The following is a 19,735-nucleotide window of genomic DNA, read 5'->3' as shown; positions in this document are numbered from 1 at the left end:
GGCGGATAGTCTCGACGGGTGGCTGGTTTCGAATTGAATGAAGTTCCGCTGCTGTCCCGTTCCGGGCTCGACCGCGCCGAGGAGCTGCGTTCGGACGAGCAGGCGCTGAAACAGGGCTGGGGCACCGCGCGCCTGCTGCGCATGAACCGGCGCGGACAGGTCCGCGTCGACGGGGCCACGGTGGTGCTGGAACCGGCGACTTCACTGGCGGCCGAACCGGTCCCGGAGGCGGTGTTCCTGGGTGTCGACGGCGACCACATCTGGGCGGTGCGCGACAACGACATCGACGGACAGCTGATGGACCTGCGCGCGGTCGGTATGGGGCCGGTGACACTCGACAACGCCACCCTCGGCGTGCTCACCACCGCCCTGGCGCTGCTGAACTGGCACGACCGTGCCGGTTTCAGTGCGGTCGACGGCACCGCGACCACTCCGGCCAAGGGCGGCTGGTCGCGCTTCACCGAGGCCGGGCACGAGGAGTTCCCGCGGATCGATCCGGCCGTGATCTGCCTCGTTCACGACGGCGGCGACCGGGTGCTGCTGGCTCGGCAGCACACCTGGCCGGACCGGATGTTCTCGATCCTGGCCGGATTCGTGGAGGCGGGGGAGTCGCTGGAACGGTGTGTGCAGCGTGAGCTGCACGAGGAGGTCGGCCTCGACGTCCGCGATATCCGTTATCTGGGCAGCCAGCCGTGGCCGCTGCCGCGTTCGCTGATGCTCGGTTTCGCCGCGATCGGCGATCCGGAGCAGCCGCTGGTCTTCTCCGACGGCGAGATCACCGAGGCGCACTGGTTCACCCGGGACGAGGTGCGGGCCGCGCTGGCCGCGGGAGCCTGGGGATCGGTGACCGGGACGACCGCCGGCGACGCGGAACAGCATCGCCTGCTGCTGCCCGGCTCGATCTCCATCGCCCGCACCATCGTCGAATCCTGGGCTGCCGCAGTCTGATTCGAGAATGGGACCGGCCGGTGCACCGGCCGGTCGCGCGGGGTGATCAGGCGATCGCCGCCAGAGCCTGCTTGACCTGGACCAGGCTGGGGTTGGTGGCGGTGGATCCGTCGCGGTACTTGACGGTCGGCACCACGTGGTTGCCGTTGTTGACGCTGCCGACGAACTCGGCCGCCTCGGGGTCCTGCTCGATATCGACCTTGGTGTAGGTGATGCCCGCCTCGTCGAGTTGCTTCTCGAGCCGGCGGCAGTAGCCGCACCAGGTCGTGGAGTACATGGTCAGATCGGTTCCAGTCACGGCTCATTCAACATCGTGCGGATCGGAGGTGTTCCCGCGGGGTTGCGGGGGAATATAGTAAGCGCGCATACTATATTCATGACGCAAGCGACTCGGGCGGACCGAACACAGTGGCAGCTCACGCCCGATCCGGTGGAAACGACCAGATACTGGCTGGCGGTGGTCTCTCGTGACCACGTCCGCCGGGCCGTGGAATTCCGTGTGGCACAGGCCAATCACGGTAAACGCGCGCCGGTCGAACGGATGCGGCCCGGCGACGGCCTGGTCTACTACTCGCCGCGCACCGGGATGCGCGAAGGCGCGGTGGTCAAGGCCTTCACCGCGCTCGGCGTGATCGACGATCGCCCGGTCTGGCAGGCCGGGGATCAGGACGGTTGCTTCCGGCCGTGGCGGCGCGCGGTGAGTTACGACACCGGCGTCCGGGAGGTGCCGATCGACACGTTGCGCGGGGAACTCGAGTTGACCAGCGCACCCAACTGGGGTGTGGTGCTCCGGCGCGGGCTGGTCCAGCTCAGCGCGCACGACTTCGAGGTGATCTCGCGGGCAATGGCCGCCGCGTGAACGCACTGCACACCGAATTCGCCCGCGCCGACGACAGCCCCGGGCTGCTGCTGTGGCAGGTGACCAATCGCTGGCAGGCCGCCCAGCGCGCGGCGCTGGCCCCCTTCGATCTCACCCATGTGCAGTTCGTGCTGCTCGCGGCGGTCACCTGGCTCGCCGGCGCCGCCGCCGGCGAGCCGGTCACGCAGCGGGAGCTGGCCGATCACGCGGCCGCCGATCCGATGATGACCTCCCAGGTGCTGCGCACCCTCGAACACAAGAAACTGCTCGAGCGCCGCGATCACCCCAGCGACCGCCGCGCCAAGGCACTGATCCCCACCGAGGCGGGCGTGACGCTGGTGAACCGGGCCATCACCGCCGTGGAAGCCTGCGACCGGGAATTCTTCGGCCCGCTCGGGGCCGACGCCGCCGGTTTCGCCCGCGACCTGCGGCGCTTACGCGATCGCTAGCCGTTGGGTCAGCTGTCGCTTGCGCACTTGGACCAGGTGTGGAACGGCCCGCTGACCTTGAAGTTCGTCTGCGCCGAGGAGATGGCCTTGGATTCGGCCTCCGATGCGGTCGCGCCCCAGGACCCCGCCCAGCCGTCGCGCTCGCCGACGGCGATCGCGACGCAGCCGTTCTTCGCCCAGGTCGCCGGTTGGCAGTTGGTTCCGCACTGGGAGTTGGCGCGCGAGCTGGCGTCGTCGGAGCCGACCGAACTCTTGGCCCACGAGACCTGATGGGTGTCGGCGTTGTAGGTAGCGGCGATCCACTCGTCCGCGGGGGCGGGGACGGTCGTCGTGGTCTCGGGCGCGGTGGTGGTCGTCTCGGTCGTCGTCGTCGACTCCGTCGTGGTGGAGGTGCCGGTCGCGACGTTGTTATCGCTGTGATGCGGCCGGAGCAGGAAATACCCGCCGACGCCGACGACGATCAGCGCGATCACGACCGCGGCGATGACCAGCGGAATATTGGTGCCTCCGCCGCCGCCCGAACCGGGCGCGCCGCCGGTGCCGTAGGGCGGGATCTGACCGGGCGGAATCTGCCCCGGCGGATAGCCCTGGGTCGGCGGGTACTGCTGTTCGGGGTTGTACTGCGGATACGCTTGCCCGCTCGGGTACTGGCCCTGCGGGTACCCCTGGCCGCCCGGATACTGAGCCTGCGGATACCCCTGGTCACCCGTATAGGGCTGGGCGGGCGCGCCGTACGGCTGTTCCGGGATATAGGGCTGCGGTTGCGCGGTGTAGGGCGGTTGTTGCTGACCCGCGAACATCTGCGTGGCCTGGTCGGCGGGGTACGGGATGCCCGGTGCGGACTGGCCGGGTTGCTGGGTGGGATTGTCCGGTGCGGACTGGTTGAGCTGCTGGGTCGGATTGTCCGGTGCGGACTGCCCGGCGGGCGGGTACGCCCCTCCCGGCGTCTGATCCGGCGGTCCCGAATAGTGGATGGTCGGTTTGGCCGCCTCGCCGTCCGGCTGGGGTGATTGCGGGGGATAACTCACCGGTCGACCGCCTTGGTGTCATTCGTGGACGAAAGGTGCCGTGCTGCATTCGGAATCACCGCCGCACACCCCCGTCTGTACTCTCGAGCCACATCGGCTCGTCACTGTAGCGCACGCCGGGCTGATGGTCGTCCGCTCCAGGAATTCAGTGTGCCACCGGCGAAATCGGCATGTCACCACATTTTCTACCGAAGATTTCGCCGGGTGCGCGACTTGGGCGACCGGGCCGCCGGGCACCCGGCGAATCTGTCGGACCGCGCTGTCATGATGGAGCCCGTGCCCGCTCCACCCGCCCCGCCCGCAGGCCCGCTCGACGGACTCGACCCCGAGCAGGCCGCCGCCGTCCGGGCGCCCCGCGGGCCGGTATGTGTGCTGGCGGGTGCGGGCACCGGCAAGACCCGAACCATCACCCATCGCATCGCCCATCTGGTCTCGGCCGGTCACGTGCGGGCCGATCAGGTGCTCGCGGTCACCTTCACCGCGCGCGCGGCCGGTGAGCTGCGCGGGCGCTTGCGGTCGCTGGGACTGGGCGGTGCGTCGAATACCGTGCAGGCCCGCACCTTTCACGCCGCGGCCCTGCGTCAGCTGCGCTATTTCTGGCCACAGGTCGTCGGCGAGGTGCCGTGGCGGCTGGTGGACAGCAAGTTCCCGATCGTCGCGCAGGCGGCGAACCGGGCGGGCCTGTCCACCGCGACCGAGAGCGTGCGCGATCTGCTCGGTGAAATCGAGTGGGCCAAAGCATCTTTGATCGCTCCCGAGGACTATGCCGCCGCCGCGGCGCGGCATCGGCGCGAGACGCCGTACGACCCGCAGCGGGTCGCCGAGGTGTACACCGGCTACGAATCGCTCAAGACCGCGCCCGAGGGCATGCTGCTGGACTTCGACGATCTGCTGCTGCACACCGCGGCCGCGCTCGAGGACTACCCGGCCGTTGCCGAGGAGTTCCGCGGACGCTACCGATGTTTCGTCGTCGACGAATATCAGGACGTCACGCCGTTGCAGCAGCGGGTGCTGGATGCCTGGCTGGGCGGCCGCGACGATCTGACCGTCGTCGGCGACGCGAATCAGACCATCTATTCCTTCACCGGCGCCAGTCCGGGATATCTGCTCGATTTCTCCCGCCGCTTCCCGGACGCGACGGTGGTCCGGCTCGAACGCGACTACCGGTCGACTCCGCAGGTCGTGGCGCTGGCGAACCGGGTGATCGGTGCGGCCCACGGCCGGATCGCGGGCACCCGGCTACAGCTGATCGGCCAGCGGCCCGACGGCCCGGAACCGACCTTCGGCGAATACGAGCACGAGGCAGCGGAAGCGATCGGCGTCGCCAAGGCCATCGCGCGACTGCTGGGCAAGGGCGTGCCGGCCGCGGAGATCGCCGTGCTGTACCGGATCAACGCCCAGTCCGAGGCCTATGAGCAGGCCTTGACCGAGGCGGGCATTCCGTATCAGGTGCGCGGGGGCGCGGGCTTCTTCCAGCGTACGGAGGTTCGCCAAGCCGTACAAGCGTTGCGCCAGAACGCATCTCGCGAGGACTTGCCGGACGCGCGCGGGCCGGAACTGGTCACTCTGGTGCGCGCGGCCCTGGCCCGTCTGGGCCTGACCGCCATCGAGCCCAGCGGTGCGCAGGCCCGGGAACGCTGGGCCTCGTTGAACGCGCTGGTCCGCCTCACCGAGGAACTCACCGCGGCCGATCCGGAACTGGCCCTGGCGGGGCTGCTGCGCGAACTCGCCGCTCGCGCCGAGGCCCGCCATCCACCGACCGTGCAGGGCGTCACCCTGGCCTCGCTGCACGCGGCCAAGGGACTGGAATGGGATGCGGTTTTCCTGGTCGGCCTGGCCGATGGCACGTTGCCGATCTCGCACGTGCTGGGCGAGGGCGGCACGGTCGCCGATGAGGCGGCGCTCGAGGAGGAGCGCCGGTTGCTCTACGTGGGCGTCACCCGGGCCCGGGAGTATCTGCGGTTGACCTGGGCGCTGGCCCGCAGCGAGGGCGCGCGCGGCTCCCGGCGGCGCAGCCGCTTCCTGAACGGCCTGGTCCCCGAGGATTCCCCGGCCTCCCTGGTAGCTCGCCGCGCGGATCCCCGTGGCGAGCGCGGCAAGCGGCTGCCGGTCTGCCGAGTATGCGGCCGCTCCCTGCTCGCCTCCCGCGACACGTTGCTCGGACGATGTGCGGGGTGTCCGGGCGAGGTCGATCCGGCGCTGCTGGCCGCGCTCCAGGATTGGCGCCGGGACAAGGCCGAAGAGCTGGAGATCAAGCCGTTCGCGGTGCTCAGCGTCAATATCCTGACCGCGATCGCGGAGCAGTGGCCGACGACCGACGACGCCCTGGCCGCGGTGCCCGGTATGGGGCAACTGCGCCGGGAGCAGTTCGGCCCGGAGTTGCTGGCGATCGTGCGCTCCCGGATGGCAGCGCGGTAACCGCCGACGAAACCACGTTCCGCGCGCCGCTGCAAGCCCCTGAAACTGCAGGTAGAAAATGGGTTGTGCGGGTATGTAACGCGCCCGTAGGGTGGGTTCTACGCAACGGGAGGATACTTCCCGCGCGCACAGTACATCGACGGACAACGAGTTATGGAGGGAGGCAGACGAAATGAACGGAATCGCGAACGACTTCGCCCCGATCGGCATTGCCGTGTCGGTGATTCCCGGTGCGTCCGTCTCCCGGGGGGTCCTCGCCATGCAGGGGACCGGGCATTCCGTTGCAAGCGTTTTCGGTGCCGAATTGCAAGCGCCGCAGCGTGAAATCGAAACGGACAAGCTCGAGCGGAGCTGGCGCCCGGCATTCACCAATGCCGGTGCCTACGCAGTCGATGCCGCACCCGTGGCGGCCTATCTGCTGCAGGCATTCCACCTCCGCCAGGCCCACCCAGCGACCGTGATCAGGAGTCGACACCGAAGTCGACTCAGGTAGGGAAACTCTCCCCAGCCTCCTGGCCACGGATCGCACCGAGCGAAACCGTGGCCATTGTTTTACCGGCCCTCAGCCACGGCCCCGGTTTCGCGGAAGACAACGCAGTTGCTTCCACAACATATGACCGCTGCACGAGCTGAAGGAGCAAGACGTGTCCACCGCGACCGCATTTCGCGTGACATGCCGTACACCCGTGGCCCCGGCTGCCCGCACTCGGGGAGTCTCCCTGAGCCTGCCTTGCCGGGTCGGCAACCCCGATCTCTGGTTCGCCGAGAGCCCCGCGCAACTGGAGGAGGCGAAGGCGCTGTGCGCTTCCTGCCCGATCCGTAAGGGCTGCCTGAGCGCTGCCCTGGATCGTGGTGAGCCCTGGGGGGTCTGGGGCGGCGAGATCTTCGACCAAGGCGTCGTGATCGCCCGCAAGCGGCCCCGTGGCCGCCCGCGCAAGGTCGCTCTGGCGTGAGCCGGACGACTTCCGGGGGACGGCACCGAGCCCCGCATCTCGACCGGAGATGCGGGGCTCGCCCTTATCTGTCCATTGATTGAATTATCAACTGGCGGAACGGTGTTCGACGTAACCGGGCACCCAGTCCTGCATCAGCTTCATGAACGGGATCTCCGCGTCGAGTTGCGCGCAGATGCCGATGGATCCGGCCAGCACCCGGAACACCATCAGATGTTCGGCCGGAAGTTGCAGGGCCATACCGGTTTTCATCTCCGGCCGGTTGATGTCGGTGGCCTTGCCCGCGACGCGCTGCATCCACTTGCGCGTGAAGTGGAACGATTCGGCCTGGATCGGATCGGTGAACGGCCGCAGATAGTCGGCGATCTCCTGATGAGTCACCGTGCGGCCCGGAATGACCCAGCCGTTGTCGTACATCAGCGCGGTCAGCTCGTCGAAGCGCTCGTCCACCGCCATGGCCACCATCTGCCCCAGCAACGGCGGGAAACCGTTGGGCAGCGGTGCGCACGCGCCGTAGTCGATCACGGACAGCCGGCCGTCCGGCAGCATCATGAAGTTGCCCGGATGCGGATCGGCGTGCAGCAGGCCGACGATCGCGGGGGAGGAGAAATGGAATTCGCCCATCAGCGCGCCGACGGCGTTGCGCTCCGCGACAGTGCCCGCCGGATCCTCGGCGCCGCGCTTGATGATCGCGGAAACCGGTGTGGCATCGAGCCATTCGGTGACGATCACCTTCGGCGCGCTGGCCACCACCTTGGGCACCCGGAAACGCGGGTGGCCGTCGAAGGCCTTGGCGAACTGGCGTTGATTCGCGGCCTCGTGCCGGTAGTCGAGTTCTTCCTCGGTGCGCTCGGTGATTTCGGCGAGGATCGGTTTCACATCCGCGCCGGGGATGACCGAACCCATCATTCCGGCCATCCGGTTGAGCGTTTTCAGATCCGCGCGCAGGGCTTCGTCGGCGCCGGGATACTGCACCTTGACCGCGACGACCCGGCCGTCGGACCAGACCGCCTTGTGCACCTGTCCGATACTCGCCGAGGCCGCCGGAGTGTCGTCGAATTCCTTGAAACGCTGCCGCCATGCGGTGCCGAGTTGCTGGTCGAGCATGCGATGGACGGCATTGGCGGGCATCGGGGGCGCGGCGGCCTGCAGCCGGGTGAGCGCGTCGCGGTAGTGCTCGCCGAACTCCTCGGGCACCGCGGCCTCCATCACCGACAGCGCCTGTCCGAACTTCATTGCCCCGCCCTTGAGTTCGCCCAGGACGGAGAACAGCTGTTCGGCGGCCTTCTGATTCAGCTCCGCGTTGATCTCCTGCTTGTCGCCCCCGGCCAGCTTGCGACCGAATCCCACGGCAGCCCGGCCCGCGATTCCCAGCGGAATCCGGGCCAGCTTGGCATTACGGGACGAGCGGCGGCTCACAATCTCAGACACAACCCCATCATTCCCGACTCGGCACGCGCCGTGCCATGAGAATTGGGTAAAAGGCCTGTACGTGGCATGTGTCACAGTGCTCGGCAAACCGGTGCGGCAACCGTCCCGCGTTCGCGGTAACGGTCCGGTCCGCCGGCCGCGAATCCGCCGTCGACGGGCAGGATCGATCACGTGACGCAGCCGAGTCGCTGCGAGCAGCGGTATTTCGTCGGCGGCAGGTTGGCGGTCCCGGCTGTGCGCGATCACACATCGCGCGAGCATGCGGCCGGATGCCGCCCGGCCGCGCGCGCAGTGCGGGCCGGGCGCTGGATTCGATGCGCTCATCTCGGGCCGCTTCGGTCGTCGCGGGCCCGCGAACAGGCGTCGGCGCGTGGCGGCCGCGCCGCGGTGCGGCGGTCGGCGAGCGTCCGGTCACGCGGCGTTCGTTCGTCGCCGGCCGCAGGGATTTCGCGGCTGGAGTTGGCGTGGGTATCGGTGCTGCGACCCGAGCCGGTGCTGCGAGGCCGAGGCGGGGGAGGGGCCGGGACAGGGCAGTTCGGTGGCGGGCAGGCCGGTGCGCGGAGCAGGCGGCAGCCGCAGGCCGGGTGGATCGGCCACTGGCGGCGGGCGATGTGATGGGTGTCGGGGTCCAATTCCAGTGTCGTGTCCAGGGTTCGGGGCGGGCGTTCGGCCGCGCAGTCGACCACCGCCTCCAGATCGCGTAGCACCAGTGCGGTGGTCGCGGTGATGGCGGCGGCCGAACCGTGGCCGATCCGGCCCAGCAATTGGGCTGCCAAATGCGGCCATTCCGGGTCGAGATCGCGCCGAGTGAGGTCCGCGCAACGCAGACAGCTGGTGCCGCCGGGCAGCACCAGCGGGCCGACGATGCCGCGACCGTCGCGCATGCGCACCTGCAGATGTGGAATCCGGTACAGCACAAGGTCGTTCACCAGAATCGGATCGGGGACGAGCGTGTCCGCGAGCACCACGACGTCGGCGGGCCAGCTCGATGCCGCCGTGGCCGTGGGATATTCGCGCGAACGGGTGGGGCGCAGACCCAGGCGACGCACGCCGGTGGCGACGGCCTCGGACAGCGGCCCGCGGCCGTGCACATGGATCCGGTGCACCCGCGCGGGCAGCGATCGCGGGTGCACGAGCAACCCGGCTGCATCGAGTTCGGCCAGCATCCGGAGGGTTTCGTCCGCGCCGATCCCCAAACCGTCGGCCTGCCAGACGATGTGCGGATGACTGCGCAGCCCGTCCAGCAAGCGCAGGAACTCCGCGACGGTATCGGCGGCGACATCCGGCGGCTCGAGCACCACGGCATGCTCCGGATCCCAGCCCAACTGCACCGTCCCCGACGGCCGGCGCAGCACCGTCACTCGCGGATGCAGCATCGGCCCGCGTGGGCGAAAGACGTTCATGCGCACCAGTGTCCCGGCACGGCTCTGCGCCGAGATCGCCGAAACCCCTGGTTATCCACAGAATCGAGCACTGATCCACAGGACATCCACCCAGGACGACCCCGTGTCCCCACCCCGCTCACCCCTGTCCTATCGCACCTCGGTCACGTGCGATATCCCCAGGACCCCAAACTTTTTCACCACCCCCTTGCGCACCCCGAAATGACGCCTTCGACCGATTCGATTCGCCCCGTCGCGCACCCGATGCCCGATGCGGGAAAACGTGACGCGCGAAAGCCCGTTCGCACTCCGCGTCGGCCAGGTGATCAATTGCGTCTCGCCGCAGCGTCCTGTGCCAGCCGATCCCGGCGTACCGCCGGATGATTGATGCGGGAACCCACGCGTAGCCGTGTGCACTCGGTGTCGGCCAGGTGATCAATTGCGTCTCGCCGCAGCGTCCTGTGCCAGCCGATCCCGGCGTACCGCCGGATGATTGATGCGGGGACCCACGCGCGGAGCCGTGTGCACTCCGAGTCGAGTAGACGACCATTGCGTCCCGCAGCGGCACACTGTGCCGGCCGACCGCACACACCTCATGCGGCCGCGCTCAGCGCGCGACCGCGTGAGGTGAGTGCGCCGCGCTCCGGTTCTGGTGGGCGTTCTCCGAGTACGGCAGTGGCCCTCCGGTTCTGGCTCGCGCTGTGAGCCCGGCAGTGGCGCTCCGGGGCCGGCAGCCGCACGCTGAGTACGCAGTCCATTCCGGGGTCGGCGGCCGCGTGTCGGCATGGTTCGGTGCTCCGCGCATGTCCCGGCCCATCGAGTGAGTCGCGTCACAGTAGCGGCGGCGGGGACGATCGGTCGCCGATCCGGTTCCGGTGGGACGTTGCGGGCGGTGGCCGCGCTAGGCTCGATCGCCGTGCCCGCGGACCGACTCACTCGCCGATCGCTGATTCTCGGGGCGGGAGCCCTGGCGTTGGCGGGTGCTTGTTCGGCCGGGCATTCTGAGTCGATGCCGCACGATACCGTTCGCACCGCACTCGGACCGGTGCGCGGGGCCCGCCGGCCGACCGGATTCGCCTTCCTGGGGATTCCGTACGCCCGGCCGCCGGTGGGCGAGCTGCGGTTCGCCGCGCCGGTCCCGCCCGCGCCGTGGACCGAGGTCCGGGACTGCACCGCGTACGGGCCCACGGCGCAGCTGCACCCGGTCGCGGCGGTGACCACGATTCCGGAGCCGAGTATCGCCGGCACGGATTACCTGAACCTGAACGTCTTCACGCCCGACCCGTCGCCGAACGCGAAATTGCCTGTGCTGGTATGGATTCACGGCGGCGGATTCGTCGGCGGCTCCCCGGCCAGCCCGTGGTACGACGGTGCGGCGTTCAACCGCGACGGCGTGGTGCTGGTCTCGCTCGGCTATCGGCTGGGCGTCGAGGGCTTCCTGCACCTGGACGGCGCACCCGACAACCGTGCGGTACTCGACTGGATCGCCGGACTGACCTGGGTCCGGGACAATATCGCGGCCTTCGGCGGCGATCCGGCCCGGGTGACCGTGGCCGGGCAGTCCGCGGGCGGCGGCGCGGTGTGGGCGCTCATGGCCGCACCGTCCGCGCGCTCGCTGTTCCGGGCCGGAATCTGCCAGTCCGGCGTGGTCGCCCAGCCGCACGACCGTGCCGCCGCCGAGGCGGGCGCCGAGGTGTTCACGAAACGGACCGGGGTGCCCGCAACCGTTGCGGCACTGCGGGATCTGTCCCCCGAGCGCCTGCACAAGCTCCAGAACATGGTGCCCAAACCGGGGCCCGGCACCGCCGATCCCGCTGTGCTGCACCTCGCTCCGGTCGCGGATGGCACGCTCATCCCGGAATCCTCCGCGCAACTGCTGGTTTCGGGGCACAGTGCCGATATCCCGCTGCTGATCGGATTCACCCGGGACGAGTTCACCATGGGCTCGGCGAAGGTGACCGATGCGACCGCCCCCGCCGCCCTGGCGCGGATGAACATCGATGCGATCGCCGAAAAGGCTTATCGCGCAGCCTATCCCGGCTGCACCGCCGCGCACCTGGTCGGCCAGATCGCCAGCGATCTGGCCATCCGCGCTCCGTCCTACCGGCTCGCGGAGGAGCACGCCCGACGCGGACGCCCGACCTGGCTGTACGAATTCGACCGCATGTCAACGGCTTCCGGCGGCTATCGCGGAATGGCCGCGCACTGCCTGGACATTCCGTTCGCCTTCGACCTGCTGGACGCGAAGGGCGTCACCGACGTCGAGGGCGACAATCCGCCGCAGGCCCTGGCCTCCGAAATGCATTCGGCCTGGGTGGCGTTCGTGCGCGACGGCGATCCGGGACCGAAGTGGCCGCGCTACGACCCGGCCACCCGGCAGGTGCGGATCTGGAACGACGCGTCGTACGTGGCGGCGGACCCGTTCGCCGCGCAACGGCCGGTGTGGACCCGCTGAACTCGTCGAGCCGGCTACTTGCCGGTGCCGTCCGCTCCGGACCCGGGCTTGTCCGGCCCACCCTCGCGCTCCTGCCGTTCACGCGCCTCGGTCTCGGCGAGCTGCGCCAGCGGATCGTCGAATTCGCCTGTGCCACCGCCGATCACGCCGTCGATGAAAGCTGCCGGATTGTCCAGGTCGGTGGAGCCGGGCAGCAGATCCGGGTGGGCCCAGACCGCGTCGCGGGGCTGCATCCCGGCGTCGGTGGTCAACCGGCGCCACAGTTCGGCCGCCTCGCGCAGCTTGCGCGGGCGCAGCTCCAGGCCGACCAGCGTGGCGAAGGTCTGTTCGGCCGGTCCGCCGGTCGCGCGGCGGCGGCGCAGCGTTTCGGCCAGCGCGCCCGCACCGGGCAGCCGATCACCGACCGCGTCGGCGACGACCACCTGAACCCAGCCCTCGATCAGCGCGAGCATCGTCTCCAGCCGCTCGAGCGCGGCCTTCTGCTCCGGCGTGGTCTGCGGCTCGAACGTCCCCTGCGACAGCAGCTCTTCGAGTTTGGACGGATCGGCCAGCATCATCGGATCGATGTCCTGCGCGGCCTCCTCGATGGCCGAGAAGTCCATCCGGATACCGCGTGCGTAGTCCTCGACCGCGCCGAGCACCTGCTGGCGCAGCCACGGCACATGCGCGAACAACCGCTGATGGGCGGCCTCACGGGCGGCCAGATAGACCAGGATCTCGCTCTCGGGACGCTCCAGCCCCTTGCTGAACTCGGTGATCGCGGCGGGCAGCAGCGCCGCGGTGCCGTCCGGACCCAGCGGCAGGCCGATATCGGTGGAGGTCAGCACCTCACCGGCGAGCTGGCCGAGGGCCTGACCGAGCTGCGAGCCGAACGCCAGCCCGCCCATCTGCCCCAGCATGCCGAGCATCGGGCCGGCGAACTCGCGTGCCTCCTCGGGCATCGTCGTGGTCCACATGCCCGAGACCTGCTCGGCCACCGGATCGCACAGCCGCTTCCAGGTCGGCACCGTCTGCTCGATCCAGTCGTTCGCCGTCCAGGCCACGGTCCGGGTCGCGCCGGCCGGGAATGTGGTCGCCGCGTCGAGCCACAGTTCGGCCAGGTGCGCGGCATCGTTCACGGCGCTCTGCGAGCCCGCGGACACCGGCGGCACACTCGAACCGAGCTGCTGGCGGGCCAGGCGTTTGGCGATCTCGTAGTTCACCGGGCCGTCCTGCGGCGAGCCGGGCTGACCCATATTGGAGAACATCTGACCGAGCGAGGTCAGCATCTGTCCGAGCTGCGACGGATCGAAGGCCGCGCCCGAACCGCCCATGGCGAATTCGAACGGGTTGTTCGCCCCGGCGCCGCCATGCTCGTCGCCGCGTTTGCGGTCGTCGTCGTCATCGCGGTTCGAGAATCCGAAGGGCACGTCGCTCATGCCCCCAAGGCTACGCGGGTGCTGGAAGCCGAGCCGCTACTGTGGGCCGGGTGAATCGTCGGATCCTCACCCTGTTGGCCGCCCTGATACCCGTTCTGGTGCTCGGTATCGTCGGCAGCGCCGTGACGGTGCCCTTCGTCGCACTCGGCCCTGGTCCCACCTTCAACACGCTGGGCGTCGTGGAGGGCAAACAGGTCGTCGACGTGCGTGGTGCGGCGGTGAATCCGACGTCGGGCAACCTCAACATGACCACCGTGTCCGTTCGCGACGGGCTGAATATCTTCGAGGCGTTCGGGCTGTGGGCCGATGGGAACTACGGTCTGGTGCCGCGTGCGGAGGTCTATCCCCCGGGCGTGCCGCGTGATCAAGTCGACAAGTCCAATCAGCAGGATTTCAAGAACTCCGAGGACAACGCGGAACTGGCCGCACTGCACTTCCTGAGGTATCCGACCGAGGTGGAAGTGGGCGGCGTCGCCGACAACGGCCCGGCGAAAGGTCTGCTGAACAAGGGCGATCGGATCGTCACCATCGGTGGTAAGCCGGTCGCCACCTCAGCGGATGTGATCAGTGCGATCCAAGGCGCCAAGCCAGGTGCGGTGGTGCCGATCGTGGTGCGGCGCGGCGGGGCCGAGCAGACCGTAGAGGTGAAATTGGCCGCGCGGCCGGACGATTCGGCCAAGGGTTATCTCGGCGTGACGCCCAGCGAGGTCGCCCAGGGGCCGATCCAGGTCGACTTCAATCTGGCCGATATCGGTGGCCCGTCGGCCGGGCTGATGTTCAGCCTCGGTCTGGTGGACAAGCTCAGCACCGGAAAACTCAACGGCGGCAAGTTCGTCGCGGGCACCGGCACCATCGAGCCGGACGGCAAGGTCGGCCCGATCGGCGGCATCCAGTACAAGATGATCGCCGCACACAACGCGGGCGCGCAGACCTTCCTGGTCCCCGCCGACAACTGCAACGAGGCCCGGCAGCGCACCCCGAAGGGCCTGCAACTGATCAAGGTCGACACCCTCACCACCGCAGTCGAAGCCCTCAACGACCTCAACGCGGGAAAGCCGGCCCCGAGCTGCGGGTGAGGGCAGCCAAGTGCAGTAACCCACCACCACCTGGCGCGTCCACTTCGCGACGTGCCCAGCGGCGAAGCGTCTCTGTCTCGCTGGGAGTCGCCCGCGAAGCGATAGGTTCCGCAGCACCAACCCCAACGCGCGTTCCGGCGCGAATCACACGAACGACCGCCGAAGCGGAGCGAGGCCACGACCAACGTGCCCAGCGGCGAAGCGTCTCTATATGGCTGGGAGTCGCCCGCGAAGCGATAGGTTCAGCAACGCCAACCCCGAAGGTTTTCGGCGCGGGCTCGTCGTTCAGCCCTCGAAGCGCATGGCCGAAGGCCGAGTCTCGAGGGCTGAACGACGAGCCTTAAAGCGCCGAAAACCCGCCGGAGCGAAGCGGAGGCCAAAGACACAGCCGAGTCTCGAGGGCTGAACGACGAGCCTTACAGCGCCGAAAACCCGCCGCAGCGAAGCGGAGGCCAAAACACAGCTCAGTTCTCGTTCTCCAAGGTGTGGGCCAGGGCCTCGACCAGGTTCGGGGCGAGGTTGGGGGCGGTGCGGAGGTCGAGGTCGGTGCCGAAGGGGTCGTCTTCGTCGTCCTCGTCGGGGCGGACCTGCAGCAGGCACAGCGAGACGCCCTCGCGCAGCACGCCGGCGAACAGGCGCGCGTCGCGGCGGCCCGGGTGGGTGATGGCGGCGTCGCGACCGGCGCGGTCGGCCGCGTCGCGGTCGGCCAGCAGCGGGGCGATCGCGTCGTCCAGGGTCTTCTCGGCATCGGGCGGCAGCACCACGATCTGCTGCACCAGCACACAACCCCGCACGGCCTCGGGCCAGCTCGTGGTGGCCAGGAATTCGTCGAGGGCCAGTTCACCCGTCACATCGTCGGGAAGCGGTTCCTGTGCGATGGGGGTCAGCTCCGCGCCGTCGTCGAGCTGATCCTGCAGGGCCGGTTCGGCCGCCACCAGATCCGCGGTCGGCACCAGGGCGAACATCTGTGGCGGCCGGTCCCACCCCTCGGCATCGGCGAACTCCGCCACTTCGCGAATACAGCGGTAGAGGGCGGAGGCCGGGTTGTCTACGGTCACGCGCGCTGAGTCTAGGTGGGACCGGAACGCCCCCACGAGTCGGCCCGAACAGCCGGAACGCACCCACGTCTCGCGTCTTCCGAACCGCAACCATCTCGATCGCGCCCAGCGGCGAAGCGTCCGGCGTCCGGCTGGGAGTCGCCCGCGAAGCGAAAGGCTCGACAAGGCCAACACCCGCCGCAGCGGGCGGAGGCCAAAGAACACAGGATTTACGTAGAGTGGGGCCCGAATGGTCCGTAAGGACCACATGCAACGCAAGCAACTGCGGTGCGCCGGTCTCGAACTCGGGTCCGCGCCTCCGCCGGACCTGGGAGAGTGGCATCGTGGGCGTGCGCCCCCCGACAGGCTTACCTTCGCTGTCCCGCCGCAGCCGCGTGCTGCTGGTGACGGCCCTCGTCATAGCGGCACTGCTCCTGGTGGGGCCGAGGCTGACCGACGCCTATACCAACTGGCTGTGGTTCGGCGAGGTGGGGTTCCGCAACGTGTACACCACCGTGCTGTTCACCCGGATCATGTTGTTCGTGGTGGTGGCCCTGGTGGTAGGCCTGATCATCTGGCTGGCGCTGCTCGGGGCCTACCGGGCCCGGCCGGTGTTCGTCCCGGTCTCGGGCCCCAACGATCCGATCGCGCGGTACCGCACGACGGTGATGGGCCGGCTGCGGCTGTTCGGCATCGGCCTGCCGCTGCTGGTGGGCCTGCTGTGCGGGCTGGTGGCGCAGTCGAGCTGGGTGACGGTGCAGCTGTTCCTGCACGGCGGTGCGTTCGGCATCAAGGATCCGCAGTTCCATCTGGACGTCAGCTTCTACGCGTTCAATCTGCCCTTCTACAAGATGATGCTGAACTGGCTGTTCGTCGCCACGGTGATCGCGTTCTTCGCGAATCTGGTGACGCACTACATCTTCGGCGGCCTGCGCCTGGCCGGGCGCGAGGGCACGCTGACCCGCCCGGCGCGCATCCAGCTCGCGATCATCGCCGGAGTCTTCGTGCTGCTCAAGGCGATCGCCTACTGGTTCGACCGGTACTCGCTGCTGTCCAGCACTCGTAAGGAGCCCACGTTCACCGGCGGCTCGTACACCGATATCAACGCGGTGCTGCCCGCCAAACTGATCCTGCTGTCCATTGCGATCATCTGCGCGCTGGCCTTCTTCGCCGGAGTCGTGTTGCGGGACTTGCGCGTTCCGGCGATGGCCGCGGCGCTGCTGGTGCTGTCTTCGATTCTGGTCGGCGCGGTGTGGCCGCTGATCGTGGAGCAGTTCGAGGTGCGGCCGAACGCGGCCACCAAGGAGTCCGCCTACATCGAGCGCAATATCCAGGCCACCCGGCACGCGTACGGTCTGGACGGCGACAAGGTCCATTACGTCGACTACTCCGGCAACCAGACCAAGGATCCGACCACCATCCCGGCCGATCAGCAGACCATCTCGAACATCCGGCTGCTGGACCCGAATCTGCTGACCCAGACGTTCATCCAGAAGCAGCAGCTGCAGAACTTCTACGGCTTCCCGGATCCGCTCGACATCGACCGCTACACGATCGACGGCCAGGTCCAGGACTACATCGTCGCCGCGCGAGAGTTGGTGCCGCAGAACCTGTCCGGCAACCAGACCGACTGGATCAACAAGCACACCGTCTACACCCACGGCGACGGATTCGTCGCCTCCCCGGCCAACCGCGTCAACGTCGCGCCGCCCAAGGAGACCTCGCAGGCGGCCACGGGCGTGGCCAACGGGACCAACACGAGTTCGGGCACCTACGGCTATCCGGTGTTCAACGTCGGTGACAAGTCGACCGTCAGCGACCTGTTCTCGCAGAAGGACAAGGAAGCGATCCAGGTCGATCAGCCCCGGATCTACTACGGCGAGATGATCGCCAAATCCGACGACGATTACGCCATCGTCGGCGGCAACAACCAGCCGGCGCGCGAATATGACACCGGCACAAAGCAATTCACCTACGACGGCAAGGGCGGTGTGCCGATCGGCAACTGGTTCAACCGCCTGGCCTTCGCCGCCAAGTACGCCCAGCGCAACATTCTGTTCTCCGGTGCGATCGGGTCGGATTCGAAGATCATCTACAACCGCGATCCCCGCGACCGGGTACAGCAGGTGGCCCCGTGGCTGACCACCGACAACGATGTCTATCCGGCGGTGGTGGACGGCCGCATCCAGTGGATCGTGGACGCCTACACCACGCTGGACAACTACCCCTACGCACAGCATTCCTCGCTGGACGGGCTGACCCAGGACAGCATCGACCAGAACACCGGGCGGGTGCTGCCGCGCAAGGAGGTCAGCTACATCCGCAACTCGGTCAAGGCGACCGTCGACGCCTACGACGGCACGGTCAATCTCTACGCCGTCGATCCGGCCGACCCGGTGTTGAAGGCGTGGCAGGGCGTGTTCCCGGGCACGGTGAAGCCCGCCGGCGCGATCACCCCGGAGCTGCGCGCGCACTTCCGCTATCCGGAGGATCTGTTCAAGGTGCAGCGCGACATGCTGGGCCGGTACCACGTCGATGATCCGCGCGAGTTCTTCACCAACAACGCGTTCTGGTCGGTGCCCAGCGATCCGACATCGGACACTCCGACCAGTGCCAATCAGCCGCCGTACTACGTGTTGAAGGGCAATCCGGCCACCGGGCAGCCGTCCTTCGATCTGACCAGTGCGATGGTCGGTTACAAACGTCAGTTCCTGGCCGCGTACATCTCGGTGAGTTCGGACCCGGCCGATTACGGCAAGTTCACGGTGTTGCAACTGCCGACCGATTCGCAGACCCAGGGGCCGCAGCAGGTGCAGACGTCGATGACGACCGATGCCCGCGTATCGAACGAGCGGACCACGTTGACCGGTGGCAATACCAACAAGATCAGATATGGGAATCTGCTGACCCTGCCCATCGGCAACGGCGGCATCCTGTACGTCGAGCCCTGGTACCTGGAACGCAACAGTGCCAGTGCGGCGTCGTTCCCGCAGTTGGTGAAGGTGCTGGCCAGTTACGGCGGCAATGTGGGCTACGAGGCCACGCTCGGTGACGCGCTCAACAGCATGCAACCGGGCCTGGGCACGGCCGCGACACAGCAACCCGGTCAGGCCGCGACGAGTCCGTCGCCCAGTCAGAGCACCACGCCGAACCAGGGCGCCACCCAGCCGCCGCCGGTGATCCCGCCGACCGGTTCCCCGGCCGCGCGAGACGCGGCGGTGCAGGAGCTCAACACCGCGCTCAAGAGCGTGCAGGACGCTCAGAAGTCCGGCGATCTCGGGAAGCTGGGCTCGGCCTTCCAGGATCTGCAGAAGGCCATCGACGATTACAACAAGTCCGGCGGGTAGCCCGCCCGGCTCGCGAAACGCGAACGGCGTCGCCATCACTCACGATGGCGACGCCGTTCGCGTCTCCGGTATGGAGGAGTCTTCGCCGATCAGCGGCCCAGCGACTGGATCAGCCCGCTGTTCTGCTGCAGCACCTGCTGGTACTGCGAATCGAAGCCGAGCTTCTTCGCGACCTGGGATGCGGTGTCCTCGGCCTGGGCGATCATCGCCTCGCGGCTGCCGGGGGCCGGTGCGGCGGGCGCGGGGGCGGCCGGCGCGGGGGCGGGCTTGGGGGCGACGGCCTCGGGTGAGGTGGTGGCGCCCCAGCGCAGGTACTTGCCGCAGACGGGCCAGGCGCCCGCACCCTGGGAGTTGAGCACGTTCTCCGCGACGCGGACCTGCTCCTCCTTGCTGGCCTGGCTCGCCAGGCCGGATCCGCCGTTGGCTCGCCAGGTGCTCTGCGTGAACTGCAGGCCGCCGTAGTAGCCGTTGCCGGTGTTGGTGTGCCAGTTTCCGCCGCTCTCGCACTGGGCGACGCCGTCCCAGTCGTGGGTCGGCGCGGCCGAGGCGGAGCCGGCGATTCCGAACGGGACGGCAACAAGGGCGCCGGTCACGGCGGCGAGGCCGAGGGCGCGACTGCTGATCTTCCGGTTCTTGTTCATGTGGTTTGTCCCTCCCCGTGCCCGCCGGCGCGGCGAATATCCGCCGAGTCCCTGCCCCCAGGTGGTCGGGGTTTCCCGGACCGCGGGGCAGGGTTGCCGGTGTGCAGCGGTTCGGATGGGTGCCCGTCACGGTGTCGATCCGGGTCGTCGACGACCATAACGAACAAATCTCAGCAGATCACGTCTTGATAACAACCGGAATTGCATGAAGCGAATAACTGGAAAATCGCTGTCCGCGCAGGTGGGCAATGCCGTAATGATGAATTCCGGTCGGTCTGTTATTCGGTGGCGCT

At 68.4% G+C, this 19,735-nt stretch carries 16 protein-coding genes; 9 read left to right on the top strand and 7 right to left on the bottom strand.

Features of this window, described 5'->3' with window-relative positions:
* Positions 1 to 18 precede the first annotated feature (18 nt).
* Entirely contained in the window at positions 19 to 948 is a 930-nt protein-coding gene (nudC, locus tag AC5WS7_RS25790; protein ID WP_495957143.1) for an NAD(+) diphosphatase, read from the top strand.
* Positions 949 to 994: 46 nt separating this feature from the next.
* On the opposite strand, the gene AC5WS7_RS25785 is transcribed toward nudC, so the two are convergent.
* Positions 995 to 1,246 carry a mycoredoxin gene (locus AC5WS7_RS25785; protein WP_495957142.1) on the bottom strand — a complete coding sequence of 84 codons (252 nt, stop codon included), beginning with the start codon at positions 1,244 to 1,246 and terminating at the stop codon, positions 995 to 997.
* A 78-nt stretch (positions 1,247 to 1,324) separates the two neighbouring features.
* On the opposite strand from AC5WS7_RS25785, the gene AC5WS7_RS25780 reads away from it, so the two are divergent.
* Positions 1,325 to 1,807, top strand: coding sequence for an EVE domain-containing protein (locus tag AC5WS7_RS25780; RefSeq protein WP_495957141.1), 483 nt, complete (start codon positions 1,325 to 1,327; stop codon positions 1,805 to 1,807).
* Positions 1,804 to 2,256, top strand: a complete 453-nt coding sequence (locus tag AC5WS7_RS25775) for a MarR family winged helix-turn-helix transcriptional regulator (RefSeq protein ID WP_495957140.1) — start codon at positions 1,804 to 1,806, stop codon at positions 2,254 to 2,256. Before AC5WS7_RS25780 ends, AC5WS7_RS25775 begins: the two co-directional genes overlap by 4 nt.
* An 8-nt stretch (positions 2,257 to 2,264) precedes the next feature.
* On the opposite strand, the gene AC5WS7_RS25770 is transcribed toward AC5WS7_RS25775, so the two are convergent.
* Complete coding sequence (locus AC5WS7_RS25770; protein WP_495957139.1) at positions 2,265 to 3,284, bottom strand: DUF4189 domain-containing protein; 1,020 nt, start codon at positions 3,282 to 3,284, stop codon at positions 2,265 to 2,267.
* A 264-nt stretch (positions 3,285 to 3,548) separates the two neighbouring features.
* Between AC5WS7_RS25770 and AC5WS7_RS25765 the strand changes: the two genes are divergently transcribed.
* From AC5WS7_RS25765 to AC5WS7_RS25755, 3 genes are all read left to right on the top strand, one after another.
* Entirely contained in the window at positions 3,549 to 5,702 is a 2,154-nt protein-coding gene (locus AC5WS7_RS25765) for an ATP-dependent DNA helicase UvrD2 (protein ID WP_495957192.1), read from the top strand.
* 172 nt (positions 5,703 to 5,874) lie between these two features.
* Positions 5,875 to 6,195: a hypothetical protein gene (locus AC5WS7_RS25760; protein WP_495957138.1), complete on the top strand. Its 321-nt coding sequence runs from the start codon at positions 5,875 to 5,877 to the stop codon at positions 6,193 to 6,195.
* A 175-nt stretch (positions 6,196 to 6,370) separates the two neighbouring features.
* Positions 6,371 to 6,655, top strand: coding sequence for a WhiB family transcriptional regulator (locus AC5WS7_RS25755; protein ID WP_495957137.1), 285 nt, complete (start codon positions 6,371 to 6,373; stop codon positions 6,653 to 6,655).
* 87 nt (positions 6,656 to 6,742) lie between these two features.
* Here the strand turns inward: AC5WS7_RS25755 and AC5WS7_RS25750 are convergent, their stop codons facing one another.
* On the bottom strand, positions 6,743 to 8,086 hold the full coding sequence (locus tag AC5WS7_RS25750; protein ID WP_495957136.1) for an ABC1 kinase family protein: 1,344 nt from the start codon (positions 8,084 to 8,086) through the stop codon (positions 6,743 to 6,745).
* A gap of 320 nt (positions 8,087 to 8,406) precedes the next feature.
* Entirely contained in the window at positions 8,407 to 9,489 is a 1,083-nt protein-coding gene (locus tag AC5WS7_RS25745) for a hypothetical protein (protein ID WP_495957135.1), read from the bottom strand.
* Positions 9,490 to 10,477: 988 nt separating this feature from the next.
* Here AC5WS7_RS25745 and AC5WS7_RS25740 point away from each other — a divergent pair.
* Positions 10,478 to 11,923: a carboxylesterase/lipase family protein gene (locus AC5WS7_RS25740; protein WP_495957134.1), complete on the top strand. Its 1,446-nt coding sequence runs from the start codon at positions 10,478 to 10,480 to the stop codon at positions 11,921 to 11,923.
* 14 nt (positions 11,924 to 11,937) lie between these two features.
* On the opposite strand, the gene AC5WS7_RS25735 is transcribed toward AC5WS7_RS25740, so the two are convergent.
* Entirely contained in the window at positions 11,938 to 13,341 is a 1,404-nt protein-coding gene (locus AC5WS7_RS25735) for a zinc-dependent metalloprotease (protein WP_495957133.1), read from the bottom strand.
* A gap of 50 nt (positions 13,342 to 13,391) precedes the next feature.
* Here AC5WS7_RS25735 and AC5WS7_RS25730 point away from each other — a divergent pair, with 50 nt between their 5' ends.
* The gene (locus AC5WS7_RS25730; RefSeq protein ID WP_495957132.1) at positions 13,392 to 14,417 is read left to right on the top strand and encodes a YlbL family protein; all 1,026 of its coding nucleotides are present in this window, start codon (positions 13,392 to 13,394) and stop codon (positions 14,415 to 14,417) included.
* A 464-nt stretch (positions 14,418 to 14,881) separates the two neighbouring features.
* Here AC5WS7_RS25730 and AC5WS7_RS25725 read toward each other — a convergent pair whose 3' ends face one another.
* Positions 14,882 to 15,475: a PPA1309 family protein gene (locus tag AC5WS7_RS25725; protein ID WP_495957131.1), complete on the bottom strand. Its 594-nt coding sequence runs from the start codon at positions 15,473 to 15,475 to the stop codon at positions 14,882 to 14,884.
* Between the two features lie 323 nt (positions 15,476 to 15,798).
* Between AC5WS7_RS25725 and AC5WS7_RS25720 the strand changes: the two genes are divergently transcribed.
* The gene (locus tag AC5WS7_RS25720; protein ID WP_495957130.1) at positions 15,799 to 18,801 is read left to right on the top strand and encodes a UPF0182 family protein; all 3,003 of its coding nucleotides are present in this window, start codon (positions 15,799 to 15,801) and stop codon (positions 18,799 to 18,801) included.
* Between the two features lie 89 nt (positions 18,802 to 18,890).
* Here the strand turns inward: AC5WS7_RS25720 and AC5WS7_RS25715 are convergent, their stop codons facing one another.
* Positions 18,891 to 19,442: a transglycosylase family protein gene (locus AC5WS7_RS25715; protein WP_495957129.1), complete on the bottom strand. Its 552-nt coding sequence runs from the start codon at positions 19,440 to 19,442 to the stop codon at positions 18,891 to 18,893.
* Positions 19,443 to 19,735 lie beyond the last annotated feature (293 nt).

This window comes from Nocardia sp. PLKS1-43 (assembly GCF_059510335.1).
This window is presented reverse-complemented; position numbering and strand designations above follow the sequence as displayed.